This window comes from Oceanobacillus bengalensis (assembly GCF_003628445.1).
GTDB classification, from domain to species: Bacteria; Bacillota; Bacilli; order Bacillales; family Amphibacillaceae; genus Oceanobacillus; species Oceanobacillus bengalensis.
Window position 1 is genome coordinate 105480 of sequence record NZ_RBZO01000001.1, and the last position, 22825, is coordinate 128304.

The following is a 22825-nucleotide window of genomic DNA, read 5'->3' on the forward strand; positions in this document are numbered from 1 at the left end:
ATCATTTCTCCTTGTAAAAGTTTGCTTTCCATGTTGTTCTACTAATTAACTTATCAAATACCAATAGCATGGCAGGTAAGAAAAGAATTACCATGATAAAGGCAAGTGATGCTCCTCTTCCTAACAATAGCCCGATTGAGGATACAACTGGGTTAGAAGAAGTAATCCATAAGATGAACCCTGTACTTGCCAGAATCGAAGCTGAGATTGTAATCGAGAAAAGCTTGCCATCGATGGATTTCTTAAGGGCTGCCAGTACGGGCATTACCTTTCGATTTTCCTTATAGTCTTCCATTAGGAGAATCGCATAATCAACCGTCGCTGCCAACTGCACGGTACTAATAATCAGGTAACCAACATAAACCAAAGAAGAATCTGTAAAGTATGGAATGGATAAATTGATCCACACTGCTGACTGAATCGTTAATAGTAATACCAACGGAATAGAAATCGATTTAAATGTTACAAGTAGAACAACCGCAATGGTAATAACCGTTAATAGATTTACAAGTGTGTTATCTTTTTGGACCGTGTTTTTAATATCATACAATGTCACACTTTCCCCAAGTGCGTAAAATGCATCTCCGTAATATGTTTCAGTTGTATCTTTTACCGTTTCGACTAAAGCAAATGCTTCGTCACCCTCCGTTTTTGTATCTGTTTGAAGAATGATACGACTATAATTTTCGGAGTAAAACTGCTCTGTAATTGATTCATCTAGATATTCTGGAGGAATCGCCTCGCTGACTGTATTGACGTAGGAAAGAACACTTGAAACATTTTCGGTGTTATCTAAATCGTGTACGAGTTCGATTTCCTTAGCGATATCTCCTTTTGGTACGAGCAAGACCATCGGTGTGTAACTTCCAAATTCCTCTTCAATTTTAATTGCATCACTACCAGACCTTGTATCTTCGGGTTGTTCACCAACTCCATACGTGAAGTTTGTTTGGCCTTGCCCTAGAAATGCAGGAACAATAAGAATGGCTACGAGTAATAAGACAGGTATTCTTATTTTTAAAATCTTGCTTCCAACATTTCTGAAACTAGGTATCCACTGTTTGTGCTCTGTTTTATCAATCCACTTATAGAACATAAGTGTTAATGCTGGTAAAAATACCATAACACTAATAAAGCTTAGTAGAATTCCTTTGACAAGATTCACACCTAAATCGGAACCAATCTCGAAATTCATGAAAGTTAAAGCGATAAAACCAAAGAAGGTAGTTGATGCGCTTGCTGCAATCGCTGGAAACGATTTTTTCATTGCAAGTTGCATTGCCTCCGATGGATCTGTTGTTTGCTTCCGATAATCTTGAAAACTATGCAGAAGGAAAATAGCATAATCGAGTGATACGGCTAATTGCAGTATTGGCGCAACCGATTGGGTAACGAATGATACTTCTCCTAAGAAGAAATTCGTTCCTAAGTTAATAAGTACTGAAACACCAATTGCTGTTAGGAAAAACAAAGGCTCCACCCAGGAGTTCGTTGATAGAACTAAAATTAAAATGATGATCGGTACTAATAGTGCTGCAGCATACAACGATTCTGAACCAGCCATCTGTTGGGAAGTTGCATTATCGAGTGCCTCACCGGTCATTGCATTTTCCTCGCCAATTAGATCATAAACGGCATTGGTGATTTCAACTTCATCCCCTTCTCGGATACTGAAGGAGAATAATGCTTTACTATCTTTATAGTAGGATTCAACCGTTTCTTGATCAGCCATCTCAATCGGAGTTTTAATATCAATGGCATCATCCAGCCAAGTAACATCAGATACGCCATTGATGGCAGCAAGCTGTTCTTTTATTACGAGTGCTTCCTGTATCGAAACATCATTGATCATCACTTGTGTATTTGGAACAGAGCCTTCAAACTCTTGCTCCATCACGTCCATTGCTTTTGTTGAAGGGGCATCATCAGGCAAGTAATCTACCATGTTGTAGTTTACAGATACCGTAAACTGAGCAAAAACGCTGATGATTGTAATAATCATAAAAGCAATCACAATGGACTTTTTATGTTTAATTATTTTTGATGCCATGCCTTTTCATTTCCATCCTCTCTCTTGCTTTAACTTAATTTCCACTATATTATTATATCGACACGGTGTTGGATTTACAACAAACAGTTCGTTGATAAACGTACAATTAACAACAAATTAATAAAATGTGTTGTGTTAATAACAAGTATGGAAGTGAATCTTTCGTGACAGAGAGGGGATTACATTGACTGATAATAAAATGGATCGACGCAAGAAATATACACGAATGGTTTTAAAAGATAGCTTAATGAAATTATTAAAGGAAAAGCAAATCTCCACAATTACGGTAAAAGAAATATGTGAACTGGCCGACATTAATCGTTCCACTTTCTATTCGCATTTCTCGGACCAGTTTGATCTTCTTAATCAAATAGAAGAAGAAATCATCGAGGACATGAACTCCTACCTTAGTCAGTACAATTTCGATAAAGAAGAAGAATCTTTACAAATGATTGAGAAAATACTGGAATACATCATTTCGAAGCATGATATATGTCAAACACTTCTGAATGAAAATGGGGATGCGGCCTTTCAAAAACGGGTAATGATTGTCGCGCAACGATTCCTAATGAAAAATTGGAAGGCAGTCAACAACATTAATGAAGATATTTCGGAGTATTTGAGTACATTTCTCATTAGCGGAAGTATTCACGTGATAAAAAGTTGGTTGGACCATGGAATGGACAAAGCTCCAAAGGAAATGGCTGAGATTATTAATAACTTCACGAATAAGGGGCTCTCTGCGATAAAGTGATGCGTTAGGTAAGGTGGGAATTCTAAAGAGAACGCTGATATCTCAAGAAGAAGCGCCGCTATCATAAGAACAGTATCTACATCCGAAAAAGACAAATTAAAAGCGCTCAGAAAACTAATTCTGAGCGTCTGTATCTACTTTATTTAGCATCAAATACCTGTTTCATCGCTTTAATTTTACCAAGTAACTCTGCTTCACGATGAGACAACATGATTAACAAATCTCCATGTGTTTCAATATGACCATAGGGTGCTTTAAATTTAACATTTGATTTCCAAAAGAGTTCATCAAAACTGTTAATTCGGTTTTGTTGATTTATTAAATCCTCTATTAACTGCTCAAGACTAGGTGCTTCAATTGACCAATCCGAAACATTTACATCAGAACTAAATAGCTCCGCATATTCTTCAGGGATTTTTTGAGACTTCTTCTGACTGACAAATAATAACTTTTCATCCATTAATAATGAATTTCCAATATGCCAGCGTATTGTATTATCAAAGAACTTGGACACATGATCCAACGAATCTTTATCCAAATCCTGTATAAATGTAATCAAAGAAGTTCTTGCTAGATTAAATTGTTTCAATGGTGACATGTTCGTTTCCTCCTATCAAATTACATCTTTTAGTATAATTGAATGTATCGATTAATGAAAGAAATGTGATTCTATGCTACAGTTGTCCTTCTTCTTTATTTTTATCATTGACTTAACTATAACTTGTGTATTAGTATATCTAGTATAACTACATATAGTACTACCGATAAATATGGTGTCAATATTTTTACGACTTAATAGGGAATCTGGTGTAAATCCAGAACTGTTCCCGCAACTGTAAGTGCTGACGAGTGAAGGAAAACCCACTGTCTAATTTTTAGATGGGAAGGGCTTCATGAGATTAAAGCACGAGTCAGGAGACCTGCCATACTTATGCCGTGTTATCTTCTTCGGGAGTTGGGGGGATAGAACGAGGGTATTTTTATGGACAGACCTTGAGTATATTACAATTTTTAATCTGTCTCTTTACATATCAACGTTTTATGAAAACCATCCTCTTCTTAGAGTGATGGTTTTTTTACATTCATTTTCAATTATTTCCCTAATTCCTCATTTCAAAAGAAAATGAGGGAATTCTATGAGTCAAGCAATATCTTCAAATGTTTCAAGAACGATTCAAACCAAACTAGTTTTACCTCCAGATACGAACCATCTTGGGACGATCTTTGGGGGAAAGGTTTTATCTTACATTGATGAGATAGCAGCAATTTCTGCAATGAAACATAGTAAGACGGCCGTTGTAACAGCATCAATTGATACGGTCAATTTCTTATCATCAGCAAAGATTGGGGATATTTTAATCCTTGAAGCGGTAGTGGTTTCTACTGGTACAACATCTATGGAAGTATACATCAAAGTAGAATGTGAGAATTTAAACACTGGAGAAAAACAAGTGACCACAAATTCATTGATGACGATGGTTGCAGTGGGAGCAGATGGAAAACCAACAAGTGTCCCAGGTGTCATCCCACAAACAGTAGAGGAACAAAAATTGTTTCGCCAATCACTTGAAAGAAAGCAAAGAAGATTAAAAATAATAGAATCAATAGGAGGAAAATAATATGACTAGTCAAATGCAGGTAACCAAAGAATTGGAAGATATGATAAAAATGCTAGATGACGCTTCAAAGAAATATGGAATCGATACGACGTCTGTAAAACAGCAAATGCTAGAACGGAGTGATTCCAGTCATTCCCCTAGACAACATGCGTTACTCTATACGTTGAATCAAATATCAATGGATCAACCAGATTGGACGTTTTTATCTGCAAAGCTATTTCTAAATGAATTATATGAAAAAGCAGCATCAAATAGAGGGTACAATGCCGAACAGAAATATGGAGATTTCTATCATCTTGTTGAAACACTTACAAATTATGGTATCTATTCCACTAGTTTACTAGAACATTACTCTAAGGAGGAAATTAATCATTTATCGGAGGAAATTGCAGCTGAAAGGGATGAGCTTTTTAATTATATTGGCCTATTTTTACTTGCTGACCGGTATATTGCAAAGGATTATGAGGGAAATATTTTTGAGCTTCCACAGGAGCGTTTTATGATTATCGCGATGACCTTAATGAGGAATGAACAGAAGAACAACCGTCTTAATCTTGTTAAAGAAGCATATTGGGCACTAAGTAATTTATACATGACAGTGGCAACACCAACATTATCAAATGCTGGAAAGAGCTTTGGTCAGCTTTCCTCTTGTTTTATCGATACGGTCGATGATTCCCTTGATTCTATTTATCTAAATAACTGGGATACAGCGCGCTTAAGTAAAGATGGTGGTGGGGTTGGCATTTATTACGGGAAAGTAAGAGCACTAGGATCTGACATTAAAAAATTTAAAGGGAACTCTTCAGGTGTCATACCATGGATTCGTCTTATTAATGACACAGCTGTTAGTGTTGATCAACTCGGTCAGAGGCAAGGTGCTGTAGCGGTTTATCTTGATATTTTTCACCGAGATGTGATGAGTGGATTTCTAGATTTAAAAACAAATAATGGGGATGAACGACGGAAAGCACATGACATCTTTACGGGACTGTCCATACCAGATTTATTTATGCAAAAACTACAAGAGGTCGATGAAAGTGGGCGGAGTATTGGAGAATGGCATACGTTTTGCCCACATCAAGTGAAACAATACATGGGTTGGAAAGACGAGAATGGTCAAGCGCTTGGTCTAGAAGATTTTTATGATGAAGAGGATGAGAAGTACTTTACGCAAAAGTATATGGAGGCAGTTAATCATCCATTGCTTCCCCGTAAAACGTATCGGGCCATGGATATTATGGCACGAGTCATGGTCTCGCAGCTTGAAACAGGAACACCGTATATGTTTTACCGAGATGAAGTGAACCGTCAAAACCCAAATAAGCATGTCCGTGGAAACGGGCGAACATCTATTTTTTGCAGTAATCTCTGTACAGAAATAGCACAAAATATGTCAGCAACAACAATAGAAAGGGAGTATGAGAACGAAGCTGGAGAAATCGTTATTATTCGAAAACCAGGTGACTTTGTTGTTTGTAATTTATCCTCCATCCATTTGGCGAATGCTGTACGGGATGGGGTACTTGAAAGGGTAATCGCTATTCAAATGCGGATGCTTGATAATGTGATTGATTTGAATACGATTGCTGTTCGACAAGCTGCAGTGACGAATCGGAAATATCGTGCAGTAGGACTCGGAACCTTTGGCTGGCATCATCTATTGGCTTTAGAAGGGATTTACTGGGAGTCGAATGAGGCAGTCGAATACGCAGATAAGCTTTATGAGGATATTGCCTATTTCACGATTCAAGCATCGATGAAACTAGCAAAAGAAAAAGGTGCTTATTCAGCATTCCAAGGATCTGAATGGGAGACAGGTGCCTATTTTAAAAGGAAAAGATATCGCTCGGTAAGGTGGCAAGCGCTGCAGAAGGAAGTATCCCGTTATGGTGTTCGTAATGGTTGGATGATGGCGGTAGCTCCAAATTCTTCCACGGCAAAAATCGGAGGCTCAACAGATGGAATTGATCCTATCTATGCTGTGGAGTATGCAGAGGAAAAGAAAAATTTTAAATTTAAAGTAACACCACCGGATTTAAATCACCATACGTATGCTTATTATCGTCGTGTACGGCATGAGCTTGACCAACATTGGAGTATCAAACAAAATGCAGCTCGCCAACGTCACATTGATCAAGGGATTAGTTTTAATTTGTATGTTCGCCATGATATTAAGGCTAAGGAGCTACTCAATCTTCATCTGAAAGCATGGGAGGAAGGTTTAAAGACGACTTATTATGTTAGAAGCACGTCACAGACAGAAATTGATGCATGTGAAGCATGCCATAGTTAGAGGAGGATCTAAATGGAAACATTAAAAAAAATAAAATTGCTTAATCCGTCTTTTCCAAATAAATCAACAGGATTAATTAATGGACAAGCATCAGGAATATTAAATTGGAATGATATTGCCTATCCGCAAATGTATCAGTTGTACCAAACATTATTATCAAATTTTTGGAAGGCACAAGAAATTAGTATGCAAGACGATATTAAGCAGTGGGATCATTTATCACCAAAAGAAAAGGATGTGTTCCTACGTATTAATACACAACTTGCTTCGTTAGATAGTTTACAAACACCGACGATGACACAAGTAATGGATTATGTTACAGATCCGAGCTTTAAAGCAATTTTTGCGGTTATTTCTCAACAAGAGGCTGTCCATAATGAATCCTATTCTTATATATTGAGTTCCTTAATACCCGTAAGTGAACAAATAGAACGCTTTAACGAAGCGAAAGATGACCCAATTGTAAGGAAACGTAATCAATTAATTTTAGAAAAGTATGAGAAATTCAGGAAGGAACCTACATCTCAAAGCTTGTTTGAGTTAGGAGTTCAATCGATTAATTTAGAAGGAATTTTCTTTTATGCTGGATTTGCTTTCTTTTATAATTTGGCACGGCAGCAAAAAATGTTAAAAACGAGCACAATGATTAGCTATATTCAAAGGGATGAAATGCAACATTGTTATTTTATTACGCAATTTATCCGAATCATGTTAACGGAGAACCCACATTTGAATACGGATGAGAATATTCAGTACGTCTATGATACCATCCAGCAAGCTGTACAATTAGAGAGTGAATGGGCACATTTTATATTAAAGGATATAGAAGGCATTGATCTTAAGGAATTTGAGGAATATCTGGAATATCTAGCAAATAAGCGTTTCCGTCAATTGGGGTTAGAGAATTTATTCCCTGAGCGAGAAAACCCACTACCTTGGATTAGAGTGTTCAGTGATGAAATGATTAATGAAACGAAATCTGATTTCTTTGAACAGAAATCACGAACCTATACGAAGGTATCTCAAGATAATGGCTTTGACGAATTGTAGGTTGTTCCTATGAGAGTTGGAATTGTTTATACGTCCGTTACTGGGAATACGGAAGGGGTGGCAAAACTATTAGAAGAACAATTTAAGCGACAGGACTGTGAGGTTTTTGTCTATCCAGTGGAAGAATTTTCATTTCAGTGGATTCATCATTATGATGTTTTCGTTATTGGCACATATACTTGGGGAAAAGCTGATATACCTAAAGAAATGCATTTACTCTTTGAATGGATGAAGAAACATGAACAGCCGCATCTCGTAACAGGGGTGTTTGGTACTGGTGATCGCTTTTTCTCACACTTTTGTGCTGCAGTAGATAAATTTAGAGATGTCCTTTATCAAAATACTAGATTAGCTGTTACATTAAAGGTAGAATTATTCCCGCAAGCGCAAGATAAAAAGAAATGTGTTACGTTTGTTGAAAAGTGTGTTGGGGTTCGCTCCAGTTAATTAACTGAGTTAAGGGATGGGCTAATCGTTGATTTAGCAAAAAATATTATTTTACATTTGAAACCAATCCTATATGAAAATCGTATTGTCAGATAGGTTACATAAAAAGGAGGAGTTTTAATGAAATCCATTTCGAAAAAACGTACGAAGGCATTTTTTATTGATCTAGCAATCTCAACAGCTGTTACTGCTGGAGTTGAATGTCTATTAAGAAAGAAAATAAAAAATGAGGCGTTTCATGCTTTGGTAACCCCAACAGTAGTGATGTGGTCACTTGAATATGCGCAGTTACGTAAAAGTGGACAAACGATAGGTTATAAAACAATGGGAATAGCTCTTGAGAGCGAGGAAGGCTCCGAATTAACATGTAATCAAATCCTAAAACGAATGGCTTATCGGGATACAGTTGCTACGTTTGATTTTATGAAAGATCGAGAAGGATTTGAAGGTGAGGATGGGGCGGAATTTCCGCACGACCGCTATGCAGGGACAGTGGTAAAGGAAGTATAACGGGATGGTAATTATCATTTCCTGGGGAATATTGGCGAATATCGGGAAGCGTATTTACATTTAATATCTTTAACCGTAATGAGGCTGGGAAATAATAACTATAACCTTCCACTTAAAGAAGAGCAATTAAAGGATAGGAAGCTTAGAATATTAACTTTCTACTTTCTATAACCAAATTTTAATTCAGAGTTTGATGTAAACTTCGGACTAATTTAATTCAGAATATCTTAAATCGGAGCAAGTCTCGCCGTCCGGGGATCGCTCCGGGCGGATGCTTTCCGCGGGCACGGCCTCAGCCCTCCTCGCGGAAAAAACGCCGCTGCGGGGTCTTCGGACACGTGCTATTCCCGCAGGAGTCACCGCCCTCCACTCTCCCGGACTGGTGAGGTAGTACAATGCTTTTGACTTTCCATATCGCAGGAGATAATGGTTAGTAACTTAAACTCAGTGGAGGAAACACACGGAGACTCCTATGGGAGGATAGGCCTAGGTGAGACTACGTAGTGCGTTAGCACGAAGAAGGCTCACCAGCCGCCCGTGGAAAGCGAAGTGTGTTTCCGGAACGATGTGTTTTGCACAATACTGAATTAAATAGATCCGAAGTCTATACAAAAATTGAATTATAATGCAGGAATTTGAAGCATTTTTCGGGTTTTTCAATAATAAATTACTTTTGTCCCAGTCTCATTATGCATTATTTATAGTCGTTCAATCATGCTTCTGGGTACACTGAAAACCTACGAAGCTCTCTAACCACACGGGAGATTGGTAGCCCAACGACGTTGTAGTAATCACCAATAACTTGTTTTACAAACATAGCTCCAGTCTGTTGAATGCCGTACGCGCCTGCCTTATCGTAAGGCTCATTTGTGGAAATATACCAATTTATTTCTTCTTCACGTAGAGGCCAAAATTCAACGTTCGTGCTTTCTACAAATATAAACTCATCATCTGAGGAACGAATCATCACAGCGGTAAATACCTCATGGATGTTGCCGCTTAGGGTAGAAATCATTTGATAAGCCTCTTCTTTATTTTTTGGTTTTTCAAAAATATCTTTTTTATACGATACAACGGTGTCACTAGACAACAATACTTCATCTTTGTTCTCAAGTTGAAGGTTATGACCTTTTCGTATTGCTAATTGTTTTACTTTTTCAAATGGGTCGGTTGTCTTAACTTGTGATTCATCGACATTAGGTTTTCGGATGGTAAAGGGAATCTTTACTTGATGTAATAATTCCTGTCTTCGCGGTGAAGACGATGCTAGAATAAGATGCTTTGTCATTTGGCATTCCTCCATGGTTGGTAAAAGTGTATCACTTCTTAAATTCATTTAATCGCTCATAGATTTCAAGTAAAAAATTATAAAATAATTGTTCTGTCGGGAGTAGCTCGCGTTGTGTTGGGTAGATGACACCGACAGTACGTGTTAGATTGGCATCTGTTAATGGGATCATGACAGTTGAGCGTGGTGTGTTATCCACTAATGTACTCTCTGGCATTAATGCGACACCTAATCCAGCAGAGACTAAACCTTTTAATGCATCAATGTCTTTTCCTTCAAAGGCAACTTGTGGTGAAAATCTAGCTACATTACAAGCTTGTACAACTTGATCCCTGAAAATAAACCCTTCCGGAAGTACAACGAATGGATCGTCTTTCAGTTCACGTAAGAGGATGGATGTCCTGTTAGCTAATGGATGGTGGAGTGGCAAGAGTGCGACTATATTTTCCGTGAATAAGGTTGTTCCAGTTATTTTTTTCTCATGTTCCTTAATTGGCATCGGTGCAATCATTGCTAAATTAAATTCACCGTTAACAACACCTTTAATTAAGTCTGGATAAAGTGCATTACTCATTTCGAATTGTGCTTCTGGATATCTTGTGCGAAAGGCATAAATAATGGATGGGAGTGTGTGTGCCGCCATGCTAATCGGAAATGCAATTCGAACGGTTCCCTTTTCTGGGTTCATATATTCTTTTACTTCTCTCTTTGCATCGTCCATCAAGTTCATTGCTTGCTTCATACGGTCATAAAATATTTTGCCTAGTGGGGTTAATTTTACCCTTCTTCCTTCACGAATAAAAAGCTCAACATCTAATTCATTTTCTAAATTAGAAATTTGTCTACTAACGGAAGATTGTGCAACATGTAAGGAAATTGCTGCTTCTGTCATATGCTCCATCTCAGCAACTTTTAAAAAATATCGAATCTGTCTCGTCTCCATTATTGATCACTCCATGTATTCATGCAAAAAACGCATTGATTTCATCGATTATACATATTGAAACTATCATTTATAAAATTATAAAATGAAAATAGAAGAAATAAAAGTAATTCGGCAAATTTTTAAAAAATTAGGGGATGATAATCATGAAAGTACTTGAAGAAATGAAAGCCACACCATTACAAAATGCCAAGGATTATGTGGATCGTTTAATTAAATATGTTGAGGAACGTAATCCGAACGAACTGGAATTCCAACAAGCTGTAAAAGAAGTACTTCACTCCTTAGTGCCTGTACTTGTGAAAAATCCAACATATATCAAACAGGCGATATTGGACAGAATCGTTGAACCAGAGCGCTTTATTTCCTTTCGAGTACCATGGGTGGATGACAATGGAAATGTAAAAGTTAATCGTGGTTACCGTGTTCAGTTTAATAGTGCGATTGGTCCATATAAGGGTGGGCTCAGATTTCATCCGTCTGTTAATACTAGTATAGTAAAATTCTTGGGATTTGAGCAAATATTTAAGAACTCCCTAACTGGGCAACCGATTGGTGGGGCAAAAGGTGGCTCTGATTTCGATCCAAAAGGAAAGTCGGATATGGAAATTATGCGTTTTTGTCAGAGCTTTATGACGGAATTAAGTAAGCATATCGGGCCAGATACCGATGTTCCTGCAGGTGATATCGGAGTCGGAGCAAGAGAAATAGGTTATATGTTTGGGCAATATAAGAAGTTAAAAGGTGCATATGAAGCTGGCATATTAACAGGAAAAGGCATCGGTTACGGTGGTAGTTTAGGTCGGAAAGAAGCAACAGGATATGGCCTCGTTTACTTTGTGGAAGAAATGTTAAAGGACAAGGATCTAAGCTTTAGCGCGAGTACGGTCGTTGTATCTGGTTCAGGAAATGTATCCATTTATGCAATGGAAAAGGCGATGCAGTTAGGTGCAAAGGTCGTAGCATGTAGTGATTCAAGTGGCTACATTTATGATCCAAATGGGATTAATCTAGATACGATCAAGCAGTTAAAAGAAGTAGAAAATAAACGAATATATGAATATGTAAAAGTCCACCCAGATTCGACGTTTAAAGTTGGTTGTGCAGGAATATGGTCCGTCCCATGTGACATTGCGCTGCCGTGTGCAACACAAAATGAGCTTGATAAAGAAGCTGCTGTAATGTTAGTAGAGAATGAGGTTAAGGCAGTGGGAGAAGGTGCTAATATGCCATCGACCCAAGAAGCCATTGATGTGTTTATAGAAAATAATGTTTTATTTGCACCTGCTAAAGCAGCCAATGCAGGCGGTGTTGCTGTTTCAGCTCTTGAAATGGCACAAAATAGTGCAAGGCTAGCGTGGACAGAGGCAGAAGTCGATGAAAAATTGCAAATCATTATGAAAGATATTTATAGTAAAAGTGTCAAAGCATCGTCAGAATATGGTGTAGAAGGTAATATCGTTGTCGGTGCAAATATAGCTGGATTTGTAAGAGTAGCAGATGCTATGATTGAACAAGGAGTTATATAATATAGGATGAATAAGTATTGGGCGCAGATTATAAAGTGCCTGATGCTTTTTTCTGGTGGATTTCAGATTATATCTTTGGTAAATATAAAAAGAATAACTGATTACCCTGCAAAACTTGATATAATTACCAGTTGATATCGTGATTTTACCGCTATATAATGAAAATATCTTAGAATACTAGTGATTTGAAGATAAGAGTCATTCCCGTTAAGTGCTGGACACACTTAACATGTGGGGATGGCTTTTTTGTTTTGGAGAATACTTTTCATCGTGGTGAATATATAGAGAATAGGAATCTAAATAGAGAGGGGAAAGATTATGAGTAGTTTCGTAAATGATAAGCTGCATGAGATGAGAAATAATCTTATTGAGGAGATATCTTCATTAAGTCTAGAACAATTTAATTTTCGTCCTGAATTGGATACGTGGAGTATCGCACAAATTTGCCATCATTTAGTTTTAGTGGAAAAGTCATCAACAAAGGCGATTGCCTGGGGATTAATAGAAGGAAAGAATACACATGAAGAAAATGAGAAAGTTCACCAAATTTTAGATAGATCTAAGAAGTATAAAGCTCCAAAAGTTGTTGAACCTGACGCTGGATCCTTTGAATTTCAGCAAGTACTTGATATGTTGCATAATTCCAGAAAAAAATTGATGACTTTTCTTTGTACGATAGAAGATAAATCAATCTTAGCACAAAAATCAGTAAAGCATCCTGCCTTGGGAGACTTACCCCTCAATCAGTGGATTGAACAAATCTATTTGCATGAACAACGTCACATTGAGCAAATAAAAGATATTAAATCCCTTATTTGATTATTCTTTTTTTATGTGGATTAGTTTCTCTTGTTGCGAGCACTTATGAAGCAGAAGAACCGCCCCTACTATTTCCCTCACCAAGTCATTTAATAGCTTCATAGTCAAAGAGCTTTCCTTCGTATATTAATTGAAGGCGTTCATTGTTTCGGAAATCATCTGGAGTAACCATTACAGGGAGCTTATCCCATAGTTTAATCCCCGAGCGGCGAAGGACTTCGGCAACAAATTGTGAACAAAAGTAGGAATTACTGAATTCAATCGGTTCTTTTAAAGAGACACCAATGACTCCTAGAATATTATAGAGAAATTTATTGTCATTTCTAATGAAAATTTCAAGAATTCTTTTCATTTTCTCAACTTCCCGATCGGTAACTTCCAGTTTATAAATGACACAAGTTGTTTCTCGATATCTACTAAATGTCCCGGTAAATACATTCTCTTTAACAAAACCACCGTTTAAAGGATTCTTTGGATTTTTTCTTCCAAAGCTGTACATTTCTCTTAATTCAGGGTCAAATGAAAGGGACGCATGATTATAAGGAGCCCTCGTATACTTTTTAATTATATTTGTAAAGATGGTCCCTGTATCAGAAAGCATAATATATACATAATGTTTATGACTCATATATATCCCTCTTTAAATAAGTTCTTCATCTTTTCATTATAAACGAAATCTAGTAAAATGAATGCAGTTTTTAATAAAAGATTGGGTGTGGACACATGTCTCAAACGATTTGGACATTATCTGTTATTTTTTTGGCACTAATACTTGCGACACTTGTATTTTTCATAGCGAGCAAAACACAGCCCAACAAGGATTTCTCAACCATTCAACTTCGGGTGAAAACGTGGTGGGGGATGTTTGTCATCTTTTGTTTTGCGACATTATTTAATCCAGCAGTTTCTCTGCTTTCCTTAATGGTGCTTTGTTATTTTTCATTAAGGGAATATTTTTCGATGATGAAAACAAGAAAATCGGACAGACGTTTATTTCTTTGGTCATATCTCATGATCCCGCTACAATTTTATTGGATTTATATTGGTTGGTACGGGATGTTTATTGTTTTTATTCCTATTTATGTCTTTTTATTTTTACCATTACCACGAATTATTGGTAAAGGAACGATTGGATTTCTCAGGTCAGTAAGTTTCACGCAATGGGGATTAATGCTTATGGTGTTTGGTCTTAGTCATTTAGCATATTATCAGATAGCATCTCCAGAATTTGGTTCGAATTTAGTGTTGTTTTTAGTTCTATTGACTCAGCTGAATGATGTCATACAATACCTTGTATCCCTATACTTTGGGAAACGAAGAGTTGCTCCGTCGGCCAATCCGAATATTACGTGGGAAGGATTTATGGTGGCATTGTTTGTGACAACAGGTATTTCCTATGTTCTTTACCCATATCTAACACCATTTGATTTGAAATTTGGAATTCTATCAGGAGTAATCATTAGTATTGCAGGTTATTTTGGAAGTTTAACAATCGCCGTTTTAAAGCGGGACCTTTTAATTGGGAATAGTGAAAAACAAGCTGTACTTAAAGATAGTCATTTAAGTCGAATTGATAGTTTAACTTATACCTCACCCGTTTTTTTCCATATTATTCGGTATTTCTTTGACTTCATGTGAGGGGAAGTTAGTTTTTTAATTATTAATGAAATAATATGAAAAATAAATTATTCATAAAATGTTCGAACAATTCTATTTATATTGTGCTTATTTGGGGTATAATAAAAGTAATAACATAACAAGGAGAATGTAACATGAGACCCAAGGCATTAAATTTTGAAAAATTGGTTCAACAAAATAAACAGGAATTGTTAGGAGATAAAAGACGAATATCTCAAATCGAGTTGCGTTTGGAGAAGAAGCATACAGATATAGCGAAGGAAAAACAGTATCATTAATCAAATAACAGTGCCTGTTCCATACTTAGTGGGAACAGGCATATTAATCTACAAAACCTTATTCAAGAATTCCTTCGTTCTTTCTGATTTAGGGTTTGAGAAGATTTGCTCAGGATCGCCTTCCTCCATAATTATCCCTTCATCCATAAATAGGACACGGTCAGCCACTTCTCTGGCAAATCCCATTTCATGTGTTACGACAACCATCGTCATCCCTTCAAGTGCTAGTTGCTTCATTACTTCCAGCACCTCACCAACAAGTTCAGGGTCAAGTGCTGAAGTTGGCTCATCAAATAACATTAACTTTGGCTCCATTGCGAGTGCTCTTGCAATGGCTACCCGTTGTTGTTGTCCACCGGATAGTTGAGATGGATATTGATTTTCCTTTTCTGCTAATCCAACTTTTTCGAGTAGTTTTATCGCACGTTCTCTTGCGTCACTACGGGAAATTTTACGTACTTTTTCAGGTGCTAGCATAATATTTTCAATCACGCGTTTATGCGGGAATAAGTTGAATTGTTGAAACACCATGCCGACTTCGGTTCGAACCATATTGATATCTGTTTTCGAATCATTTAAGTTGAAGCCATCGACAATAACCTCGCCTCTTGTTATCGTTTCCAGCATATTTAGGCAACGAAGGAATGTACTTTTACCAGATCCACTTGGACCAATTACGCAAACAACCTCTGAAGGCTTAATCTCACAATTAATTCCTTTTAACACTTCATTATCACCAAATTGTTTATTCAAATCATTCACTGTAATCATTGGACATCCAACCTTCTTTCAATATAGCGTAGTACAAAGGATAGGGTTAAGGTAATCGCTAAATAGAAGACTGCTACAGCTGTATAAATTTCAACAGCGTTAAAATAGTTTGAAGCAATTAACCTTCCCTGAAACATAAGTTCTGGAACAAGAATAACAGATAAGAGAGATGTATCCTTAATACTAATAATAAACTGGTTACCTAATGGTGGAATCATTCGTTTGAATGCTTGTGGCCATATAATATAACGCATTGTTTGGTTATGTGTTAGGCCAAGGGAACGTCCAGCTTCTACTTGTCCTTTATCAATGGATTGAACGGAGCCACGAACAACTTCCGCAATATAAGCCCCAGAATTTATTGCAATAACAACGATACCAGCTGTGATAGATTCCATATTATAACCAGTAATTAATGGGAGTGCGAAGAATATCCAAATCGCTTGCACAAGTACTGGGGTACCACGTATGACTTCGATATAAATAGATGAAATTCCAAAAAATAGCTTATTCCTAGATATTCGTCCTAGACCGAATATAGCACCTAAAACAAAACCAATTAAAAGTCCGACAATTGATATTAATAATGTATAATAGAGGCCAGTCCCAAGCTCTGGTAAAAAGTCAATGATACTAGCCCAATTAAATTTCCCTTCCATGTTTTCACCTCTTGGAGCAAAATAAGACTTATCTTAAATGAGATAAGTCTTATTTTGATTGTATTTTACTTCGTAACGGGAATGTTAATTTTGAGAACCAAACCATTTATTATAGATTTCATCATAGGTTCCATTTTCTCTCAATGTCGCTAAAGCATCATTGATTGCTTCAACGAGTTCTTCATTTCCTTTTGTAATAGCAATTCCATAGTCCTCAGCTTGATATAAGTCACCAACTACTTTTAGTTTTCCAGCTCCAGTAGTTGCAATGTAGTATTTTACATTTGGTGCATCGTAAAGGATGGCGTCTGCACTACCATTTTCAACAGCTAAATAGGCTTGGTCAAGTTGTTCGTATTCATTTGGCTCAGCACCTTCAATATTTTCCTTTATAAACGCTGAACTGGTTGAACCTAATCGGGTAGCAATTGTTTTACCTTCTAAGTCTTCTAATCCATTTATTTCTTCATTATCACTTTGTACTCCAATGGCTAAGCCAGATTCATAGTATGGATCACTATAATCGATAACTTGTGCTCTTTCTTCTGTTATACTAATCCCCGCGATTGCAATCTCGAATTGACCAGTTTGTAGCCCTGGAATAATTCCATCGAAATTCGTTGTTTCAATTTCACCATTTGTGATTTCAAATCCTGCTTCTTCTGCAATTGCTTTGATAAGCTCGATATCAAAGCCTACCAATTCTCCATCCTCAACGAATTCAAATGGTACAAATGAATTATCACTAACAATGGTGTAAGAATCGTTTAAACTATTTTCATTTGAGTTTGCTTCTTCATCGGTCGTCCCTTCACTAGCAGTTGTTTCATCATCTGTACTTCCGCCACCTCCTGATGTTTCCTCCGTATTCCCGCCACATGCTGCTAATAGAAGAATAAAAGCAAGAGAAAACACAATAAAACCGAACTGCAACTTTCTATTTTTCATTAAAAAGCCCCCTTGAATAGATTTTTGTTTTCTTTAAAAACTGTATGGACAACTAGCGCATCTAAATAGTAGCAAACTTAATACTTTTTAGAAAATTCAATTCAAACTAGTATTTCGTGAAAATAACCAAAAAAAGGTGTTTAGAGAAGAATAAGACTTGGATACGTATATATCTTCTGTCATGCTTACGTATTCTTTAAATTAGATTATGCTTTTAGACTTAGATATAGAATTAAAAATACAGGTGACTTGATAAAAGACGCAATAATAGATTAGAATAATCTTTTTCTTGATATTTTAAAAATAATTCAGTATATTATAAATAATAAGAACTATATTTTATTAAAGGGGGTAGATACTTTGTCAGAGGTCATCTTAGAATTACAGGATTTAAGCACACATTTCTTTACAGATTATGGAGAAATTCCTGCTGTCGATAGAGTTAGTATCAAGGTACATAAAGGTGAAGTAGTTGGTATTGTTGGAGAATCTGGTTGTGGGAAAAGTGTAACCTCTCTTTCTATCATGCAATTAATTCCTAGTCCCCCAGGTAAAATCGTCGGAGGAGAGATTCGATTTAAAGGTGAGAATCTTGCTTTAACTACCGAAAAGCGAATGAAGAAAATCCGAGGAAACGAAATTTCAATGATTTTTCAGGAACCGATGACTTCATTAAATCCACTATTCACGATTGGTAATCAAATGATAGAAGCGCTTCGTATTCATCAGAAAATAAGTAAAAAAGAAGCAAAGGAACAATCGATTAACATGTTAAAGCGTGTAGGAATTCCCCGTGCAGAGCAAGTAATTGACGAATATCCTCATCAATTGTCAGGTGGAATGAGGCAACGTGTAATGATTGCAATTGCCATGTCATGTGAACCAGAAATCCTCATTGCCGATGAACCGACAACTGCGCTAGATGTAACCATTCAAGCACAAATTTTAGACTTAATGAGAATTCTAAATGACGAGAAAGAAACAGCGATTCTATTAATAACGCATGATTTAGGCGTAGTAGCAGAAATTTGCGAGAGGGTTGTTGTAATGTATTCGGGACAAGTAGTTGAGGAAGGAACAACAAGAGAAATATTAAAAGATCCAAAGCACCCGTACACACAAGGATTAATTAAGTCTTTGCCTAAATTACATGAAAAAGAACAAAAACTCTATTCCATTCCAGGTACAGTACCAAAACCGAAAATGGATCGTAAGGGTTGCCGTTTTGCCTCTAGATGTGAGCGTGCCTTTGATCGTTGTTTTCAAGTAGATCCAGAATTGTTTTTAATTGAAGGGGAACGAAAGAGTAGATGTTTCTTATATGACGAGAAGAAAGGGGATGGGATAGATCGTGCAGCGTCCTCTATTAGAAGTTAAGTCCTTAAAAAAGTACTTTCCTATAAAAAGTGGAATCCTTGGTCGTAAGGTTGGACATGTAAAAGCGGTTGATGATGTTTCTTTTACAGTGAATAAAGGAGAAATACTAGGGATTGTCGGTGAATCTGGATGTGGTAAATCTACAACAGGAAAATCAATTCTGCGATTAATTGAACCTACAGAAGGTGAAATAACCTTTAATGGACAGGATATTACAAAACTAAATACGGAAGAATTACGAAAATTAAGAAGGGATATGCAGATTATCTTTCAAGATCCCTATGCATCACTCAATCCAAGGCATACAGTTGAAAAAATTATTGGAGAGCCATTATTGGTTCATGGGATGACTTCGAAAGTAGAGAGGTCAAGTCGTGTAAAAGAATTATTAGAAGTCGTAGGACTTAGTAGTTATCATGCATCAAGATATCCCCATCAATTCAGTGGAGGTCAGAGACAACGAATAGGAATTGCTCGGGCTTTAGCGAATAACCCACAATTAATTATTTGTGATGAACCCGTTTCTGCACTCGATGTATCTGTTCAATCACAAATTCTCAATCTAATGGAAAAACTTAGAGATGAATACCATCTTACCTATCTATTTATCGCTCATGATTTAAGTGTGGTGAAACATATTAGTGATCGTGTTGGAGTAATGTATCTAGGAAGAATGGTTGAATTAACAACGAAAGATAAATTATATGAAGAACCAAAACACCCCTATACACAAGCACTCTTATCTGCAGTACCTGATCCAGACCCAGATATAAAAAAGGAAAGAATTATTTTAAAAGGGGACGTACCAAGCCCTGAAAACCCACCAACAGGTTGTGCCTTTCATACAAGATGTCCTCATGCTATGGATATTTGTAAACAGAAAAGGCCGGAATTTCAAGCCGTTGAGAATTATCATTTTGTTGCATGTCATCTTTATCAAGATGGAGTGCAGTAAAAAATATATTAAATAGCTATAAAGGGGGAAGAAAACAAAAATGAGATTTAAGTTTTCGCTTTTATTCGCTTTACTCATTAGTGTTGTTCTAGTTCTTGCAGCGTGTAGTGGAGACGGTAGTCAAAGCAGTAATGATGACACGTCATCCACTGATAATGGGGAGGAAACTACAAATGATTCTTCAACGAGTGAAGAAGAAACATCTGAAGAACCTACCGAAGCCACTGGTGATCAAGTACTTGTATTTGCAAGAGGTGGGGATTCACAAGGTTTAGATCCTGGAAGTGTAACAGATGGAGAATCATCACGAGTAACAAAACAAGTTCTCGAAACGTTGCTCGATTTTGAAGCTGATTCTTTTGAAATCAAACCAGGGCTTGCACATGATTGGGAGGTTTCAGATGATGGATTAAGTTATACCTTTTATCTTGAGGAAGGGGTAACATTCCATGATGGAACAGAATTTAACGCCGAAGCGGTTAAAGTTAATTTCGACCGTTGGGCAGACCCAGAACATGAGTATGCATTTTCAGATGCAGCGTATGTATATTCCATGTATGGAACAATGTTTGGTGGATATAAAGGTGATGAAGGACATGTCGTAGAGGAAGTTAACGTTATTAATGATCATGAAATTGAATTTGTTCTGAATCAACCACTTGGATTTTTCTTGCAAAATTTAGCAATGAGTTACTTCGCAATTACTTCTCCTGCAGCACTTGAGGAGTATGGCTCTGGAATTAATGAAAATCCAGTGGGAACTGGGCCGTTTAAATTTGCTAGTTGGACAAAGAATGATTCCATTGTTTTAGAGAAATTTGAGGATTATCGTAAAGAAGGCTTGCCTAAATTAGATAGAGTTATTTTCCAGGTAATCCCAGATAACTCTGCTCGTTTAATTGCGCTACGGTCTGGTGAAGTAGATATTATGGATGGATTAAATCCAGATGATGCTGCAGGTATTGAATCTGAAGAAGGAATTGGGCTTTATACGCGTTCAGAGAACAACTTTGGATATGTTGGATTCCATTCGCAAAAAGCACCATTTGATCAGAAAGAAGTCCGTCAAGCAATCAATTACGCAATTGATAAGCAAGCAATTGCAGATGCTTTATATGCTGGTTATGCAACTACGTCGAAGAATCCATTACCACCAGGTTATCTAGGATATAACGATGATGTTGAAGGTTATAATTATAATCCAGAACGAGCTAGAGAGTTACTAGAAGAAGCAGGTTATGTGGATGACTTAGAAATTGAATTGATGATGTCACCGACAGCAAGACCATATATGCCAGATCCAGAAACAGTTGCACAAATTGTACAAAACAATCTAGCGGACGTTGGTGTTGATGTAACCATTACAAGTCATGAGTGGGCACCGTACTTAGAGATGACTGAACAAGGTGAACATCAAATGTACATTATGGGATGGTCCGGTACCAATGGCGATCCAGACTATTTCTTAAGTAGTTTACTTCATAGTTCAAATATTGGAAGTAGTAACAATACGTTTTATAACAGTCCTGAGGTTGATGAGCTATTAGACCAAGCAAAGCGTTCTGTTGATCAGGATGAACGTGCTGAGCTATATGCGGAAGCACAAGCATTAATTTCGGAAGACTCTCCGATGGTAACATTAGTACATTCTACTCCTGTATTAGCAGCTGGTAGTGGTGTATTAAATTATGTGCCGCATCCTTCAACAAGTGAATCATTAGAAGAAGTTGAATTAGCTCAGTAACCGTTACAAGAGGGGGTAGTAGTTGCTTGCTACTACCCTTTCCCTTGAATCCATTTTCCCAATTCGTTCAAATAAATAAGGAATTTATAGCGTACATAACGATAACGAACAAGGGGTGAAAAAATGTTTGCCTATATTGTAAGAAGGTTGTTCATGCTCATACCAGTCCTATTAGGAATGACAATTATTACCTTTTCCATTGTTCACCTTATCCCAGGAAATCCAGCACAGGTAATTTTAGGAGAGGCTGCAACTGCTGAAGCCATAGCAGACTTAGAAGAAAGTATGGGATTAAATGAACCTTATTGGGTACAGTATGGAATTTATTTTATGGACCTGTTACAAGGTGATTTAGGTACCTCCCTACGATCAAAGGCTGAAATTTCTAGTGAAATTTGGCCCCATCTTGCTGCAACAATCGAGTTAACTATTTTTGCCATGATATTTGCTATTGTCATTGGAGTGAATGCGGGCATTATTAGTGCATGGAAACAAAATTCTTGGTTTGACTTTCTTGCAATGATTATTGCGCTTGTTGGTGTATCGATGCCAGTATTCTGGTTAGCATTGATGGAGCAGTGGATTTTTGCACAGGAACTTGGATGGCTACCTGCTTATGGACGACAGGATAGTAGGGATCCAATCGCTGCAATTACACAATTTTACGTGTTGGATTCGTTAATACATCTTGATTTTGAACGAGCATTTACGATCTTAAAACATTTGGTATTACCAGCCATTGCCTTAGGTACGATACCAATGGCAATTATTGCAAGAATGACACGTTCAAGTATGCTAGAGGTTATGAAATCTGACTACATTCGAACCATTCGTGCAAAAGGTGGTAGTCAATTTTTAGTAATTTATAAGCATGCATTAAAAAATGCAATTATTCCCATCTTAACTGTAATTGGTTTACAAACAGGGGTACTATTAGGTGGAGCGATTCTAACAGAGACGATCTTTAGCTGGCCAGGGATTGGTAGATATGTTTATGAAGCCATAAGTTTTAGGGATTATCCCGTTATCCAGTCGGGAATTCTAGTCATTGCATTTATCTTTGTTATGGTAAATCTTATTGTTGATATTATGTACAAGATAATTGATCCAAGGATTAAATATTAGGGGGAGTTGCATATGGGAACAAGTA

At 37.0% G+C, this 22825-nt stretch carries 22 protein-coding genes and 1 riboswitch; of the genes, 14 read left to right on the forward strand and 8 right to left on the reverse strand.

The window, feature by feature from the left end; translation table 11 throughout:
• Position 1: 1 nt before the first annotated feature.
• A complete protein-coding gene (locus tag D8M05_RS00475) occupies positions 2-2050 on the reverse strand; it encodes an efflux RND transporter permease subunit (RefSeq protein ID WP_121127597.1) in 2049 nt (682 codons plus the stop codon).
• A 199-nt stretch (positions 2051-2249) separates the two neighbouring features.
• Between D8M05_RS00475 and D8M05_RS00480 the strand changes: the two genes are divergently transcribed.
• On the forward strand, positions 2250-2804 hold the full coding sequence (locus D8M05_RS00480) for a TetR/AcrR family transcriptional regulator (protein WP_121128002.1): 555 nt from the start codon (positions 2250-2252) through the stop codon (positions 2802-2804).
• Positions 2805-2943: 139 nt separating this feature from the next.
• On the opposite strand, the gene D8M05_RS00485 is transcribed toward D8M05_RS00480, so the two are convergent.
• The gene (locus D8M05_RS00485; protein WP_121127598.1) at positions 2944-3402 is read right to left on the reverse strand and encodes a DinB family protein; all 459 of its coding nucleotides are present in this window, start codon (positions 3400-3402) and stop codon (positions 2944-2946) included.
• Between the two features lie 156 nt (positions 3403-3558).
• Positions 3559-3746, forward strand: a riboswitch (cobalamin riboswitch).
• Positions 3747-3940: 194 nt separating this feature from the next.
• On the opposite strand from D8M05_RS00485, the gene D8M05_RS00490 reads away from it, so the two are divergent.
• From D8M05_RS00490 to D8M05_RS00510, 5 genes are all read left to right on the forward strand, one after another.
• Entirely contained in the window at positions 3941-4423 is a 483-nt protein-coding gene (locus D8M05_RS00490; protein WP_121127599.1) for an acyl-CoA thioesterase, read from the forward strand.
• A gap of 13 nt (positions 4424-4436) precedes the next feature.
• Positions 4437-6719 (forward strand): ribonucleoside-diphosphate reductase subunit alpha, encoded by a 2283-nt coding sequence (locus tag D8M05_RS00495; protein WP_379543555.1) that lies wholly within the window; start codon positions 4437-4439, stop codon positions 6717-6719.
• Between the two features lie 12 nt (positions 6720-6731).
• Positions 6732-7769 carry a ribonucleotide-diphosphate reductase subunit beta gene (locus D8M05_RS00500; protein WP_121127601.1) on the forward strand — a complete coding sequence of 346 codons (1038 nt, stop codon included), beginning with the start codon at positions 6732-6734 and terminating at the stop codon, positions 7767-7769.
• Positions 7770-7778: 9 nt separating this feature from the next.
• Complete coding sequence (locus D8M05_RS00505) at positions 7779-8216, forward strand: flavodoxin domain-containing protein (protein WP_121127602.1); 438 nt, start codon at positions 7779-7781, stop codon at positions 8214-8216.
• 120 nt (positions 8217-8336) lie between these two features.
• The gene (locus tag D8M05_RS00510) at positions 8337-8726 is read left to right on the forward strand and encodes an RDD family protein (RefSeq protein ID WP_121127603.1); all 390 of its coding nucleotides are present in this window, start codon (positions 8337-8339) and stop codon (positions 8724-8726) included.
• Between the two features lie 712 nt (positions 8727-9438).
• Here D8M05_RS00510 and D8M05_RS00520 read toward each other — a convergent pair.
• Both D8M05_RS00520 and gltC read right to left on the reverse strand, forming a co-directional pair.
• Positions 9439-10014, reverse strand: coding sequence for a Maf family protein (locus D8M05_RS00520; protein WP_121127605.1), 576 nt, complete (start codon positions 10012-10014; stop codon positions 9439-9441).
• A 31-nt stretch (positions 10015-10045) separates the two neighbouring features.
• Positions 10046-10957, reverse strand: coding sequence for a glutamate biosynthesis transcriptional regulator GltC (gltC, locus tag D8M05_RS00525; protein WP_121127606.1), 912 nt, complete (start codon positions 10955-10957; stop codon positions 10046-10048).
• A gap of 146 nt (positions 10958-11103) precedes the next feature.
• On the opposite strand from gltC, the gene gdhA reads away from it, so the two are divergent.
• Both gdhA and D8M05_RS00535 read left to right on the forward strand, forming a co-directional pair.
• Positions 11104-12486: an NADP-specific glutamate dehydrogenase gene (gene gdhA, locus D8M05_RS00530; protein WP_121127607.1), complete on the forward strand. Its 1383-nt coding sequence runs from the start codon at positions 11104-11106 to the stop codon at positions 12484-12486.
• A gap of 318 nt (positions 12487-12804) precedes the next feature.
• Entirely contained in the window at positions 12805-13305 is a 501-nt protein-coding gene (locus D8M05_RS00535; RefSeq protein ID WP_121127608.1) for a DinB family protein, read from the forward strand.
• A gap of 85 nt (positions 13306-13390) precedes the next feature.
• Here the strand turns inward: D8M05_RS00535 and D8M05_RS00540 are convergent, their stop codons facing one another.
• Positions 13391-13933, reverse strand: coding sequence for a hypothetical protein (locus D8M05_RS00540; RefSeq protein WP_121127609.1), 543 nt, complete (start codon positions 13931-13933; stop codon positions 13391-13393).
• Positions 13934-14028: 95 nt separating this feature from the next.
• Between D8M05_RS00540 and D8M05_RS00545 the strand changes: the two genes are divergently transcribed.
• Together D8M05_RS00545 and D8M05_RS00550 are read left to right on the forward strand one after the other, a co-directional pair.
• The gene (locus D8M05_RS00545; RefSeq protein WP_121127610.1) at positions 14029-14943 is read left to right on the forward strand and encodes a phosphatidate cytidylyltransferase; all 915 of its coding nucleotides are present in this window, start codon (positions 14029-14031) and stop codon (positions 14941-14943) included.
• Between the two features lie 134 nt (positions 14944-15077).
• The gene (locus D8M05_RS00550; RefSeq protein ID WP_121127611.1) at positions 15078-15221 is read left to right on the forward strand and encodes an FbpB family small basic protein; all 144 of its coding nucleotides are present in this window, start codon (positions 15078-15080) and stop codon (positions 15219-15221) included.
• A gap of 48 nt (positions 15222-15269) precedes the next feature.
• Here D8M05_RS00550 and D8M05_RS00555 read toward each other — a convergent pair whose 3' ends face one another.
• The 3 genes from D8M05_RS00555 to D8M05_RS00565 form a co-directional block, all read right to left on the reverse strand.
• The gene (locus tag D8M05_RS00555; protein WP_121127612.1) at positions 15270-15992 is read right to left on the reverse strand and encodes an amino acid ABC transporter ATP-binding protein; all 723 of its coding nucleotides are present in this window, start codon (positions 15990-15992) and stop codon (positions 15270-15272) included.
• The gene (locus tag D8M05_RS00560; protein WP_121127613.1) at positions 15989-16651 is read right to left on the reverse strand and encodes an amino acid ABC transporter permease; all 663 of its coding nucleotides are present in this window, start codon (positions 16649-16651) and stop codon (positions 15989-15991) included. Before D8M05_RS00560 ends, D8M05_RS00555 begins: the two co-directional genes overlap by 4 nt.
• Positions 16652-16735: 84 nt before the next feature.
• Entirely contained in the window at positions 16736-17599 is an 864-nt protein-coding gene (locus D8M05_RS00565) for a glutamine ABC transporter substrate-binding protein (protein ID WP_121127614.1), read from the reverse strand.
• Positions 17600-17959: 360 nt separating this feature from the next.
• Between D8M05_RS00565 and D8M05_RS00570 the strand changes: the two genes are divergently transcribed.
• From D8M05_RS00570 to D8M05_RS00585, 4 genes are all read left to right on the forward strand, one after another.
• Entirely contained in the window at positions 17960-18976 is a 1017-nt protein-coding gene (locus D8M05_RS00570) for an ABC transporter ATP-binding protein (protein ID WP_121127615.1), read from the forward strand.
• Positions 18951-19931, forward strand: coding sequence for an ABC transporter ATP-binding protein (locus D8M05_RS00575; RefSeq protein WP_121127616.1), 981 nt, complete (start codon positions 18951-18953; stop codon positions 19929-19931). Before D8M05_RS00570 ends, D8M05_RS00575 begins: the two co-directional genes overlap by 26 nt.
• Before the next feature lie 40 nt (positions 19932-19971).
• Positions 19972-21675, forward strand: coding sequence for an ABC transporter substrate-binding protein (locus tag D8M05_RS00580; protein ID WP_121127617.1), 1704 nt, complete (start codon positions 19972-19974; stop codon positions 21673-21675).
• Between the two features lie 123 nt (positions 21676-21798).
• Positions 21799-22800 carry an ABC transporter permease gene (locus D8M05_RS00585; RefSeq protein ID WP_121127618.1) on the forward strand — a complete coding sequence of 334 codons (1002 nt, stop codon included), beginning with the start codon at positions 21799-21801 and terminating at the stop codon, positions 22798-22800.
• Positions 22801-22825: the final 25 nt, after the last annotated feature.